This is a genomic window from Streptomyces sp. NPDC001668 (assembly GCF_042893155.1).
GTDB lineage: Bacteria > Actinomycetota > Actinomycetes > Streptomycetales > Streptomycetaceae > Streptomyces.
The window spans coordinates 23,792-36,858 of the sequence record NZ_JBIAUQ010000024.1; the positions used below are offsets into that span (position 1 = coordinate 23,792).

Annotated in this window: 8 protein-coding genes, 1 tRNA gene and 1 pseudogene; 1 reads left to right on the plus strand and 9 read right to left on the minus strand. The window is 69.4% G+C overall.

Going from position 1 to position 13,067, the window contains the following annotated elements:
- Positions 1–1,317: 1,317 nt before the first annotated feature.
- Both ACFYZ8_RS42950 and ACFYZ8_RS42955 read right to left on the minus strand, forming a co-directional pair.
- Entirely contained in the window at positions 1,318–2,706 is a 1,389-nt protein-coding gene (locus ACFYZ8_RS42950; protein WP_388540533.1) for a hypothetical protein, read from the minus strand.
- 304 nt (positions 2,707–3,010) lie between these two features.
- Positions 3,011–3,139 (minus strand): DLW-39 family protein, encoded by a 129-nt coding sequence (locus ACFYZ8_RS42955; protein ID WP_003999697.1) that lies wholly within the window; start codon positions 3,137–3,139, stop codon positions 3,011–3,013.
- A 339-nt stretch (positions 3,140–3,478) separates the two neighbouring features.
- Between ACFYZ8_RS42955 and ACFYZ8_RS42960 the strand changes: the two genes are divergently transcribed.
- The gene (locus tag ACFYZ8_RS42960) at positions 3,479–3,820 is read left to right on the plus strand and encodes a DUF6344 domain-containing protein (RefSeq protein WP_388540536.1); all 342 of its coding nucleotides are present in this window, start codon (positions 3,479–3,481) and stop codon (positions 3,818–3,820) included.
- 407 nt (positions 3,821–4,227) lie between these two features.
- Here ACFYZ8_RS42960 and ACFYZ8_RS42965 read toward each other — a convergent pair.
- The 7 genes and pseudogenes from ACFYZ8_RS42965 to gnd form a co-directional block, all read right to left on the minus strand.
- A tRNA-Ile gene (locus ACFYZ8_RS42965) sits at positions 4,228–4,304 on the minus strand.
- 121 nt (positions 4,305–4,425) lie between these two features.
- Positions 4,426–5,124 (minus strand): annotated as a pseudogene (locus tag ACFYZ8_RS42970) (DUF3566 domain-containing protein); the annotation flags it as partial.
- Positions 5,125–5,343: 219 nt separating this feature from the next.
- Positions 5,344–7,941 carry a DNA gyrase subunit A gene (gene gyrA, locus ACFYZ8_RS42975; protein ID WP_359033781.1) on the minus strand — a complete coding sequence of 866 codons (2,598 nt, stop codon included), beginning with the start codon at positions 7,939–7,941 and terminating at the stop codon, positions 5,344–5,346.
- 42 nt (positions 7,942–7,983) lie between these two features.
- Positions 7,984–10,029 (minus strand): DNA topoisomerase (ATP-hydrolyzing) subunit B, encoded by a 2,046-nt coding sequence (gene gyrB, locus ACFYZ8_RS42980; protein ID WP_359033783.1) that lies wholly within the window; start codon positions 10,027–10,029, stop codon positions 7,984–7,986.
- Between the two features lie 396 nt (positions 10,030–10,425).
- Positions 10,426–10,968, minus strand: coding sequence for a DciA family protein (locus ACFYZ8_RS42985; RefSeq protein ID WP_359033785.1), 543 nt, complete (start codon positions 10,966–10,968; stop codon positions 10,426–10,428).
- Entirely contained in the window at positions 10,965–12,086 is a 1,122-nt protein-coding gene (gene recF / locus ACFYZ8_RS42990; RefSeq protein WP_388540540.1) for a DNA replication/repair protein RecF, read from the minus strand. Before recF ends, ACFYZ8_RS42985 begins: the two co-directional genes overlap by 4 nt.
- A 51-nt stretch (positions 12,087–12,137) precedes the next feature.
- Positions 12,138–13,013, minus strand: a complete 876-nt coding sequence (gene gnd / locus ACFYZ8_RS42995; protein WP_359033789.1) for a phosphogluconate dehydrogenase (NAD(+)-dependent, decarboxylating) — start codon at positions 13,011–13,013, stop codon at positions 12,138–12,140.
- Positions 13,014–13,067 lie beyond the last annotated feature (54 nt).

The window sequence follows — 13,067 nt, forward strand, 5'->3', positions numbered from 1 at the left end:
CCGGCCCCCTACCGGTCCGGAGACACTGGCGAGGCTCCCCCCTGGTCCGGCGAACGCAACGGGATGGGACCCTGGCCTGGTCAACCGGCAGGAACCTCCCGACCCGTCGAAGGAACGGGACCGGCCCCCTCTCGGCCCAGGGACGCCAGTCGGCCACCCAACTGGTCCGGCGAAGGCGACGGACGGCCCTCCCACCCTGAGGTGCCAGGCGGGGCGTCCTCCTGGCACGGCGAGGGAGGTGGAACACCGTCCCGACCGCGCGAGGCAAGCGAGGCGCCATACCTGCGAGGTGGGGCCAATGGAGTGACCTACGGGCAGGACGAGCCGAACGGGCCCGCGCACCGGTCCGGCGAGGTGGATGAGCCCGCCTACCCGCCCGGCGAGGTGAACAGGCCCGGATACCAGCCCGGTGAACCGAGCGGCCCTGTCGCCCAGCCAGGCCATGCGAACGGCGCGGGGCCCTGGCCCGGCGAGGGCGACGAGTCGTCCTGGCCCGACCGGAGAGGCGGTGCTCCCTGGACCGGCGAGCACAGCCAGGTCTCCCGGCGTCCGGGGGAAGGCAGCCCCGCATCTCGGCCTGACGAAGGAAACCCACCGCCCTGGCAGGCGAAGGCCAACGCGACGTCCTGGCCCGGCGAATCGAACCCGGCACCGTGGTCCGGACAGGCCAATCCGCCGTCCTGGCCCGGCGAGGCGGGGCCTCCGCCCCTTCCAGGCGCCCAACCAAACACCGGCCCTGACGCGTCCTCTCCCGCCCCGGGGGGCGAAACCCCGTGGGCCACCTCCCACACTCCGCCGGCCCCCACCAACGGACCTTCCTCCGTGTCGGACACCGGCAGCTTCCATCTGCCGCCACCCCGGCCCACGGACTCCCGCTCCCAGCCCTTCACACCACCGGAGCGCCAAGCACAGCCGTACCACCACCCACAGGCTCCAGCACAACCACACCGGCCTGCCCCTGCTCACTCCGCCTACGTCTCCCCCCACGACCCCACACCCCCCACTCAAGTCCGACCCTCGCCCCGACCCCACACCCCGCACCAGCCGCACCCTGATGCCTCTACTGCTTCGTACACCGCTCAGAGCCCGCAGGTTCCGCATCCCGCCCCATCACTTTCGCGAGCACGCCGCGGCGGGCCACCCGCCAAGGTGGCGATACCCCTCCTGCTCCTGGCTCTGGCCTGCTACGCCGTGGGCTTCTGGGCACTCGCGCAGATCTGAGGCCCGGCGCTCCGGGCAGGACAGGCAGCAAGACACCCCCGAGCCCCGGCAGCACAAGCCAAAGTCCCCAGCCCGCCGCCGCCCCCCTCGCCCGCCCTACACCCCCGCAGCCCTCCGCCGCCCCACCACAACCCACACCCCGAGGACCACCAGCACCACGGTCCCCGCCCCGATCCCCCCGACAGCCACCAGCTTCATCCCGGCACCGGCACCGGCACCTCCACCGCCACCACCGCCGCTCGACCCCGCGTCACCGGCCGCTCCCGAACCCCGCCCAAGCAGCCCGACCTGAAAGATCCCCGAAGGCTCGGACTGCCCCGCGTAACCGGGCCCGCCCTTCGCCTCCCCCTTCACCCGCACCCGCAGCGTCAGCTCGAACGGCCCGTCACCGAACTCCTCGCCCACCCGCGCGGCCAGATGCACGACGAGGTAGTAGGACCCGGCGAACCGCATCCCGGCGACCCGGTCGGAAACGGCGTACCGGTTGTCGTACCCGACCGGCGGCACGGCAGCGAGCGCACCCGACTTCCGGCTGCCGTTGTAACTGATGCTCGTGTCGTCGACCAGCCCGCGCACGGGGTTGTACAGCGCCAGATTCACGCCCCCCGGCACGAACCCCCCGCCTTCCCCGCCACCACTCGCAGCGCTCAGTTCGGCGGTGGCGTACACCTGCTGTCCCCAGTCGACCGGCACCTCGTAGAACAGCGTCTGCCCAGGCCGCACGTCGTCGCGCCAGACCCCCTGCTCCAGGGCAGCCGCCGAGCCGAACCCCCCGCCGCCCCGCAGCCGCACGGCCTCACCACCGGGAGGCGAGGGCGTGGCCGAGTCCCAGGCCTCGGGCGCACTGGTCGAACCGGTCTTCCGCAGCCGCGGTTCCAGCACGGGGGCGAGTTCGAGGTCCCAGTCACCCGGCGTGGACTCGGTGCGCAGCACCCGCTCGACGACGACGTAGTACGTCCCGGCGCCCTGGCACAGCGACCGGCCCGACGGAAGCTGCCGCACGCCCCACACCGTGAGGGGACGCGGGCTGCGGCCGGCGCCGATGCTGGCGGTGTCCGCCGCGGAACAGACACGGCCGTCGGCGTCCTGCACGGACACCCTGACGCCTTCGGTGGGGCTGACCGCGGCGTCCTTCGGGGGTACGGCCGTCGCGGCGACGTACACGGTGGACGTGCCGTCCAGTGCGAGGCGGTAGTAGACCTTGCCTTCGCTCGGAAGCGAACTGCGGTAGACGGTGCCGGGTTCGAGAGGCTCGGCGTCGGCGGTGGCCGTGGCTCCGGTGACCGACGGGGCGTCTTCGGTGAAGGCGTACGAGGAAGCCGTAGCAGAGGAAGAACCCGTGGCTGAGGGTGAACCCGTAGCTGAGAAAGAAGAGGGAGAGGGAGAAGCGGAGGCCACGAAACCAGGAGCCCCCGGCGCACCGGCCACCAGCCCCAGCAGCACCCCCACGACGGCCACCCGCCACCACGCCGTACGCCGCCCCATCCCGCGCCACCCCTCCGTGCCCGCGCCCAAGCTCCTACGACCTCATCCGGCCGTCATACGACCGTCGTCGATGCGACAGGCCCGCCTCCGGCCACCCGTGCGGCCGGACGGCTGCGGCCGTGGCCCATCCTGCCCCGCCAGGCCCCCGCCCACCCTCGCAATCCGCACGGCCGTCCGAAACCCTCGGGCGGGTCAACGGCCACCGGTCACCGCTCCCCTGTCCCAGCGCCTCGCCAAGCCTCGGGCAACACAAAACCCCGACCGCAACAACGGCCGGGGTCTGCTCAGAATCGGATCTCGGTACTCACGAACCCGTGGGCACGGAGTCAGTCGCCTCCGTCCACAGATCCTGCTCGGCGCGATCCGCCTGGATCTGGCGGTACACGAGGAGCCCGCCGATGGCGGCCAGTGCGACCAGGAGCAGCTTCTTCACCGCGCTACCTCGTCTTTCCTTGACGTAGGGGACCTCTGGCGCCCGACTATACACACCGACCGATACCGATCGGTGACCTGCATCCGGGCCCTCAACTCCCGTCGGGAACGCCCCAGTAGAAGCGGAGCAAGGACCTCCGATCAGAGGGTGATCACATCCCCACGGATGGCCCCTTCGGCCTCTGTCGCCCCGGTTCTCCTCTTTTTCGTCCTCCATGCACCCATCCGTGTGGTGTTCATCTGAAGATCGACGCGCCACAGGCTCGGGTCCGTGATTTCGCGACGCCCATACACATCATGAGGAAAGTACGCAAATCGCCCAACCCGAAAGTGAGGGAACATGGCCCGGAACAAGGTCATGAAGCTGTGGACCGTCGTCATCACCGCCTTCCTGGCGCTGTTCACGGCACTCGGCCTCATCACGACGACCGCAGCCGCTGCCGTACCGCAGACCCAGCCGGCTCGCAACAGCGAGGTCGCACACCCGGAGCCCCTGGCGATGTCCCACGGCCTGTGGTCCTACGTCAGGTCCCTGCCCCCCACGATGAAGCAGCGCATCCGGGCCGAGGCCCACGGCAAGACGCCCAGCTGCCGCCCCCGCTCCCTCGCCGACACGGACACCGCCGCGGACACGGAAACGGAGGCGGACACAGCGGAACGGGCCGGAGCGGACTGCGGGTGAGTGCACCGCCCCGCTGGAGAAACACCGAAGACGGCATGAAGACGGACTGACGACGGAACTGACGACGGACTGAAGACGGCTAAGACGCACCGCCAGACGTACTGGCAGACGCAGTGGCACACGCAGTGGCAGACGTGCCGAGACGGATCGAAGAAGCACCGATGAAGCACCGAAGAGACGAAGTGGCGACGCCACGTACCCAAGCAGAACCGCGCAGGACGGACGCGCCAAAGAGTCCGGTAGAGCACCATCCTGCCGATCGCCGCCACCGCCATCCCCGTCCGGGGCTCGGCAGGCGTTCGTGCACCGGTGCTCCTGGCACGCTGAACGACTCGATTGCACAGCCCGCAGGAGCGCCCCCTGGACACCAAAAGACCCCCGGCCCTATGGACCGGAGGTCTTCTCGCTGGTGGGGCTAACAGGATTTGAACCTGTGGCCTCATCCTTATCAGGGATGCGCTCTAACCAACTGAGCTATAGCCCCGCCGCGCTCTGCGGAGTGTGTCCCGCGCGCTGACTCCTGAAGATTAGCGCACGACGTGGGCAGTCCCAAAATCGGTTCCCCGAGGACCGCCCCCGCACGCCCCCGCAGGTTGGGGGCAGCGTTACTCGTCCTCGGCCAGCGTCAGCTCGACGCCGCCGACGAAGCCCGCGGAGAGGTTGTAGATGAACGCGCCGAGGGTCGCGAGCGCCGTCGCGAGGACGACGTCGATGACCGCGATGATCGACGTGAACATCAGGACGTTCGGCAGGGAGAGGAACGCCTGCAGGTCGAAGCCGTTCGACTCGTTCGAGCCGGTCGCCTCGGAGATGGTCCCGCCGACCGTCGAGAAGACGCCCATCGCGTCCATGACCATCCACAGCACGGCGGCCGCGACAATCGTGCAGATGCCGAGCGCGATGGAGAGCAGGAAGCTGACCTTCATCACGGACCACGGGTCGGCCTTGGCCACCCGCAGACGCGCCTTGCGGGTACGGGGCATGGTGCGCGCGCCGGTGCGCGGGCGCCGTACGGCGCCGGTCGGCGCGGCCTGGGTCGAGTAGGCCTGCGGCGGGTGGTACGGGCCCGACTGCTGCTGCGGCTGCCGTTCCCCCGGCAGCGGAGAGGGCGAGGGCTGGGGCTGCACCGCGGGCTGCGGCTGGCCCGCCGCCTTGGGCGGTGCGGCGGGCGCCGTCGGCTGGGCCGGCGGCTGGGTGTCCGTCACAGGTCCCCCCTGGGATCCATGGGATCCATGAGTCTCGGGCGAGCGCGACTGGGTCGCGGGCGGCTTGATCGCCTTGAGTTGAGTCGTGTGCGTGTCCGTCGTGTGCGTTTCTGTCGGACCCGCAGCTGTCGGACCCGAGGCCGTCGGACCCGAGGCTGCGGGGCCCGCGGCTGCCGGACCCGCCGTACCCCGCGCATCTGCCGCACGCGCGGCAGAGCCACGGCCGCCGCCGTCCGCCTCCGTGCCGGGGGAGGACCCCCCAGAGGTTCCGGTCGATCCGGCGCCCGTGGCTCCGCTCACGATGACTCTCTCCTCGTGCTACTCGGCCGAGGGTGCCTCACCCTCGTCCGTGCCGATGGTCTCGGCGGCACCTTCGACGGTCTCGTCGTCGGCCACATCGCCGTCGACCTCCTCCGCCTCACGCCCCGCCTCGGCGTTACGTGCGATGCCGACCACGGCATCGCGCTTGCCCAGGTTGATCAGTTGGACGCCCATGGTGTCACGGCCCGTCTCCCTGACTCCGTTGACTCGCGTACGAATCACACCGCCGGACAGCGTGATGGCGAGGATCTCGTCGGTCTCCTCGACCACCAGCGCTCCGACGAGCGATCCGCGGTCCTCCACGATCTTGGCGGCCTTGATGCCGAGGCCGCCGCGACCCTGGACGCGGTACTCGTCGACAGGGGTCCGCTTCGCGTACCCGCCGTCCGTAGCAGTGAACACGAACGTACCGGGTCGAACAACATTCATCGAGAGCAGCTCGTCGCCTTCACGGAAGCTCATGCCCTTGACGCCCGAGGTGGCACGGCCCATGGGACGCAGGGTGTCGTCCGAGGCGGTGAACCTGATCGACTGTGCCTTCTTGCTGATCAGAAGCAGATCACTGTCGGCCGAGACCAGTTCGGCACCGATCAGTTCGTCGTCCGAACCGTCCTCGCGCTCCCGCAGATTGATGGCGATGACGCCACCGGAACGCGGAGAGTCGTAATCCTTCAGTGACGTCTTCTTGACCAGACCCGCCTTTGTGGCGAGCACCAGGTACGGCGCCGCGTCGTAGTCGCGGATCGCGAGGATCTCGGCGATCGCCTCGTCCGGCTGGAAGGCCAGCAGGTTGGCGACGTGCTGTCCGCGCGCGTCCCGGCCGGCGTCCGGCAACTCGTAGGCCTTGGCGCGGTAGACGCGGCCCTTGTTGGTGAAGAACAGCAGCCAGTGGTGCGTGGTGGAGACGAAGAAGTGGTCGACGATGTCGTCTTCCTTGAGCTTCGTACCGCGTACGCCCTTGCCGCCGCGCTTCTGGGCGCGGTAGTCGACGGCCTTGGTGCGCTTGACGTAACCGCCGCGCGTGACCGTGACGACGATGTCCTCCTCGGCGATGAGGTCCTCGATGGACATGTCACCGTCGTAGGGCACCAGCATGGTCTTGCGGTCGTCGCCGTACTTCTCGACGATCGCGGCGAGTTCGGCGCTGACGATGCCGCGCTGGCGGACCGGCGAGGCGAGGATCTCGTTGTACTCGGTGATCTTCGCCTGGAGTTCGTCGTGCTCCTGGATGATCTTCTGGCGCTCCAGGGCGGCCAGTCGGCGCAGCTGCATCTCGAGGATGGCGTTGGCCTGGATCTCGTCGATCTCCAGGAGCTCCATCAGGCCCCCGCGCGCGATCTCGACGGTGTCGCTGCGCCGGATCAGCGCGATGACCTCGTCGATGGCGTCCAGGGCCTTGAGGAGGCCGCGCAGGATGTGCGCCCGCTCCTCGGCCTTGCGCAGCCGGAACTTCGTACGGCGGACGATGACCTCGATCTGGTGCGCCACCCAGTGCCGGATGAACGCGTCCAGGGACAGCGTGCGCGGGACGCCGTCGACGAGCGCCAGCATGTTGGCGCCGAAGTTCGACTGCAGGTCCGTGTGCTTGTAGAGGTTGTTCAGCACGACCTTGGCGACCGCGTCCCGTTTGAGGACGATCACGAGTCGCTGGCCGGTGCGCGACGACGTCTCGTCCCGGACGTCCGCGATGCCGCCGACCTTGCCGTCCTTCACCAGGTCGGCGATCTTCTGCGCGAGGTTGTCGGGGTTGGTCTGGTACGGCAGTTCCGTGACCACCAGGCACTGGCGGTTCTGGATCTCCTCGACCTCGACGACCGCGCGCATGGTGATCGAGCCACGGCCGGTGCGGTACGCCTCCTCGATGCCCTTGCGGCCCACCACGAGGGCGCCGGTCGGGAAGTCGGGGCCCTTGATGCGCTCCATGAGCGCGTCCAGGAGCTCCTCGTGCGAGGCCTCCGGGTTCTCCAGGTACCACTGGGCCCCGGCCGCGACCTCGCGCAGGTTGTGCGGCGGGATGTTGGTCGCCATGCCGACCGCGATGCCGGCCGAGCCGTTGATCAGCAGGTTCGGGAAGCGGGCCGGCAGGACGGTCGGCTCCTGGGAGCGGCCGTCGTAGTTGTCCGTGAAGTCGACGGTCTCCTCGTCGATGTCACGGACCATCTCCATGGACAGCGGCGCCATCTTGCACTCGGTGTACCGCATGGCCGCCGCCGGGTCGTTGCCCGGGGAGCCGAAGTTGCCGTTGGAGTCCACCAGCGGCATCCGCATCGACCACGGCTGGGCGAGGCGCACCAGGGCGTCGTAGATCGAGGAGTCGCCGTGCGGGTGGTAGTTGCCCATGACGTCGCCGACCACGCGCGCGCACTTGTAGAAGCCGCGCTCGGGACGGTAGCCGCCGTCGTACATGGCGTACAGGACGCGGCGGTGGACGGGCTTGAGGCCGTCCCGGACGTCCGGCAGCGCGCGGGACACGATGACGGACATCGCGTAGTCCAGGTACGAGCGCTGCATCTCCGTCTCGAGCCCGACGGGCTCGACACGCTGGGCGATGACGCCGCCCTCTTCAGAGGTGACGGGCGTGTTCTCGTCGGTCATTGCGGGTGAGGATCCTTCCTGGTGCGGTCAGCTGAGACCGACTCAGATGTCGAGGAAGCGGACGTCCTTGGCGTTGCGCTGGATGAACTGGCGCCGGGCCTCCACGTCCTCGCCCATCAGGACGGAGAACAGGTCGTCCGCCTGGGCGGCGTCGTCGAGGGTGACCTGGCCGAGGACGCGGTGCTCCTGGTCCATGGTGGTCACGCGCAGCTCCTCGGCGTTCATCTCGCCGAGACCCTTGAAGCGCTGGATGGAGTCCTCGCGGACGCGCTTGCCGCGCTGGCGGCCCATCTCGATCAGCGCGTCGCGCTCGCGGTCGGAGTAGGCGTACTCGACGTCGTCCCGGCCCCACTTGATCTTGTAGAGCGGAGGACGGGAGAGGTACACGTGCCCGGCCTCGACCAGCGGCCGCATGAAGCGGAACAGGAAGGTCAGCAGCAGGGTGGAGATGTGCTGGCCGTCGACGTCGGCGTCCGCCATCAGAATGATCTTGTGATAGCGCAGCTTCTCGATGTCGAAGTCCTCGTGGACCCCGGTGCCGAAGGCCGAGATCAGCGCCTGGATCTCCTGGTTCTGGAGGATCTTGTCGATCCGCGCCTTCTCGACGTTCAGGATCTTGCCGCGGATCGGGAGGATCGCCTGGTACTCCGGGTTCCGGCCCGACTTGGCCGAGCCGCCGGCGGAGTCACCCTCGACGATGAAGATCTCGCACTTGGTGGGGTCGTTCGACTGGCAGTCGGAGAGCTTGCCCGGCAGGGACGCGGTCTCCAGCAGGCCCTTGCGGCGGGTCAGGTCGCGGGCCTTGCGGGCCGCCACGCGCGCGGTGGCCGCCTGGATGGACTTGCGGATGATGTCCGCGGCCTCGACCGGGTTGCGGTCCAGCCAGTCGGTGAGGTGCTCGTAGACGACCTTCTGGACGAAGGTCTTCACCTCGGTGTTGCCCAGCTTGGTCTTGGTCTGGCCCTCGAACTGCGGCTCGCTCAGCTTCACCGAGATGATCGCGGTCAGACCCTCGCGGATGTCGTCACCCGTGAGGTTGTCGTCCTTCTCGCGCAGCAGCTTCTTGTCGCGCGCGTACTTGTTGATCAGCGAGGTCAGCGCCGCGCGGAAGCCCTCCTCGTGCGTGCCGCCCTCATGCGTGTGGATGATGTTGGCGAAGGAGTACACGCCCTCGCTGTAACCGCCGTTCCACTGCATGGCGAGTTCGAGGGACAGGCTCTTGTCCTTGTCCTCGGCCTCCAGGTCGATCACGGTGGGGTGGACGACCTCTCCCTTGCGGGAGTTGAGGTACTTCACGAAGTCGACGATGCCGCCCTCGTAGTGGTACGAGACGGTCTTGACCTCGTGCTTCTCGTCCTCGCCCGCCTCGTCCGCGCCGGCGGTGGCCTTCGCCGACTCGCGCTCGTCGGTGAGGTTGATCCTGAGGCCCTTGTTGAGGAACGCCATCTCCTGGAAGCGCCGCGAGAGCGTCTCGAAGGAGTACTCGGTGGTCTCGAAGATGTCCGGGTCGGCCCAGAAGGTGACCGTGGTGCCGTGCTCGTCGGTGGCCTCGTGCTGGGCCAGGGGGGCCGTCGGCACGCCCAGCTTGTAGTCCTGCGTCCAGCGGTAGCCGTCGGTCTTGATCTCGACGGCGACCTTGGTCGACAGTGCGTTCACGACGGAGACACCCACGCCGTGCAGACCGCCGGAGACCGCGTAGCCGCCGCCGCCGAACTTGCCGCCCGCGTGCAGCACGGTGAGCACGACCTCGACGGCCGGCTTGCCCTCTGAGGGCACGATGCCGACCGGGATGCCACGGCCGTTGTCGACGACCCGGACCCCGCCGTCGGGGAGGATCGTCACGTCGATGGTGTCCGCGTAGCCCGCCAGTGCCTCGTCGACGGAGTTGTCGACGACCTCCTGCACCAGGTGGTGCAGGCCGCGCTCGCCGGTCGAGCCGATGTACATACCGGGTCGCTTGCGGACCGCGTCCAGACCCTCGAGGACGGTGATGGCGCTGGCGTCGTACGCCGTGGCTGAGGCCTCGGCGATTGCGGCCGGAGCCTCGGTGGACGGGATGTTCTCGTTGGGGTTGCCGGAATCGGCCACGAAGCGCCCTTTCTGGCACAGCACGAGCCGGGCTCGTCGGCGGGTTGCCGGAGCGGCTGCGGCATGTTGCGTTGGTAAGCCTTGATCAGCGTTGCTCAGCGTTTCCCGGGCGGTCCCCACGTTTGGGGCGGGATTGGCTTCCAGTCTACCGGTAGCGCCGACAGTGATGGGGGTTTGCCGGTACCTGAGTCCGCATGTGCCGCCCTCAACCGGCGTCTTCCGGGTCCCCATATGCGGAGCGGGGCTCCAAGAGGCTCACAGCGGCACTCAGCGCTTCCAGCTGTCAACCCTTGGCTACTTGGGAGTCAGGTCGAAATCCACCACCGCACGCGCTGCTACGACAAAGGCGTCGGCGGCGCCCCGAAGGCACCGCCGACGCCCCTGATGTGATGTCTGTCACCCGTAGGTGTCACCGGGTCCCGTGCTGCCGGGGGCACGCAGCGGACCGTAGCGACGGGCGGGCCCGCCCGGACCGTTCACCTTGATCATCTTCACGGCGCCGTGCCCGAGATCCTCGTTCAGACGGGCCACCAACTGCGGCGCGAGCAGCCGCAGGTTCGTCGCCCACGCCGTCGAGTCACAGCGCACGACCAGGACCCGCTCGTCCTCGTCGTACCTCTCCGGCGCACAGTGCTTGGCCACGTCCTCGCCCACGATCTGCGGCCAGCGCCCCATCACCCCGCCCACCGCGGCCGGGGTCTCCCAGCCGCGCTCGGTGATCAGGCGGTTGATGGCGGCACCGAACGCCATCGGGTCGCGTCCGTCGGCGCGCGCGCCGGAGCGCAGACCGCCTCCGCGCCGCGCCTGCCGCTTCTGCTGCGCCGCGTCCCCACGCGCGCGTGCCTGTTCTTTCGCGGCCCTGAGCGCCACGCGCGCGAGGTCGACGCCGGACGGCTCGGCGGGCTTGGGGATCTCCGCGGGCGGTTGTTCGTCGGTCATACGCGCTCCACCGTCCCCTCGGACACGCTGTACCGCGTCCCCGTCAGCACGTGCGGCACGTCGTCGTCGACCGCCGCCGTCACCAGGACCTGCTCACCGGGCGCGACCAGCTCGGCCAGACGCTCACGACGACGGGTGTCCAGCTCCGCGAACACGTCGTCGAGGATCAGCACGGGCTCGTTCCCCTCGGCCCTGAGCAGGTCGTACGAGGCCAGGCGCAGCGCCAGCGCGTACGACCAGGACTCGCCGTGCGAGGCGTACCCCTTGGCGGGCAGCTGACCGAGTTTGAGATTCAGATCGTCCCGATGGGGTCCTACGAGGGTCACACCCCGCTCGATCTCCTGCTTGCGCGCCTCCGCGAGCGCCGCCATCAGCTGCTCATGGAGAGCCTCACGCGTGTGTGCCTCGCCCTGCGCGGACGGCTTGTACTCCAGCGCGACCGGACCGCCGCCGGGCGCCAGTTGCTCGTACGCCTTGTCGGCCAGCGGCTGGAGCGCGGCGATCAGGTCGAGCCGCTGGGCGAGCAACTCGGCACCCACGCGCGCGAGATGCTGGTCCCACACGTCGAGGGTGGACAGGTCCATCGAGCGGCCGCCGTGCCGCCTCGCGAGGGCGGCCGACTTCAGCAGGGTGTTGCGCTGCTTGAGGACCCGCTCGTAGTCGGAGCGGACGCCGGCCATGCGCGGGGAGCGCGCGGTGATCAGCTCGTCCAGGAAGCGGCGCCGCTCGCCCGGGTCGCCCTTCACCAGGGCGAGGTCCTCCGGGGCGAACAGCACCGTGCGCACGATCCCGAGCACGTCACGCGGCCTGACCTGCGCGGACCTGTTGATGCGGGCCCGGTTCGCCTTGCCGGGGTTCAGCTCCAGCTCGACCAGCTGCTGCCGCTCGCCCTGCCGGACCTGCGCCCGGACGATCGCGCGGTCGGCGCCCATGCGGACCAGGGGGGCGTCGGAGGCAACCCGGTGGCTGCCGAGGGTGGCGAGGTAGCCGATCGCCTCGACCAGATTCGTCTTGCCCTGCCCGTTGGGGCCCACGAACGCGGTGACGCCCGGGTCGAGCGGCACTTCGACCCGGGCGTACGAGCGGAAGTCGGCCAGCGACAGATGCGTGACGTGCATGGTCGGGCGCGACCTCCCCCAGCTTGTGGACTGTGTGAACAGCCCTGTGGATTACTTCGTCTCGACCGCGTGGCCGCCGAACTGGTTGCGCAGCGCCGCGATCATCTTCATCTGCGGCGAGTCGTCCTGGCGGGACGAGAACCGCGCGAACAGCGAGGCGGTGATCGCCGGCAGCGGCACCGCGTGGTCGATGGCGGCCTCCACGGTCCACCGGCCCTCGCCGGAGTCCTGTGCGAAACCGCGCAGCTTGTCCAAGTGCTCGTCCTCGTCGAGGGCGTTGACCGCGAGGTCGAGCAGCCAGGAGCGGATGACCGTGCCCTCCTGCCAGGAGCGGAAGACCTCCCGGACGTCGGTCACGGAGTCGACCTTCTCCAGGAGCTCCCAGCCCTCGGCGTAGGCCTGCATCATCGCGTACTCGATGCCGTTGTGGACCATCTTCGCGAAGTGGCCCGCGCCGACCTTGCCGGCGTGCACCGCTCCGGCGTCACCCTCCGGCTTGAGGGCGTCGAAGACGGGCTGCACCTTGGCGACGTTCTCCGCGTCGCCGCCGTACATCAGCGCGTAGCCGTTCTCCAGGCCCCACACGCCGCCCGAGACACCGCAGTCGACGAAACCGATGCCCTTGGCGGCCAGTTCCCCGGCGTGCTTCTCGTCGTCGGTCCAGCGGGAGTTCCCGCCGTCCACCACGACGTCACCGGGCTCCAGGAGCTCGGCCAGCTCGTCGATGGTGGCCTGGGTGGGCGCACCGGCCGGGACCATCACCCACACGACCCGCGGGCCCTGCAACGCGTCCACAAGCTCCTTGAGGCTGTGGACATCCGCGAGGTCCGGGTTGCGGTCGTATCCGATCACGGTGTGGCCTGCGCGGCGGATCCGCTCGCGCATGTTGCCGCCCATCTTGCCGAGGCCGACGAGACCGAGCTCCATCAGTGGTTCCTTAGGTTGCTGTGGCGTGTGGGGCACTTTCGTACCCACGTACGA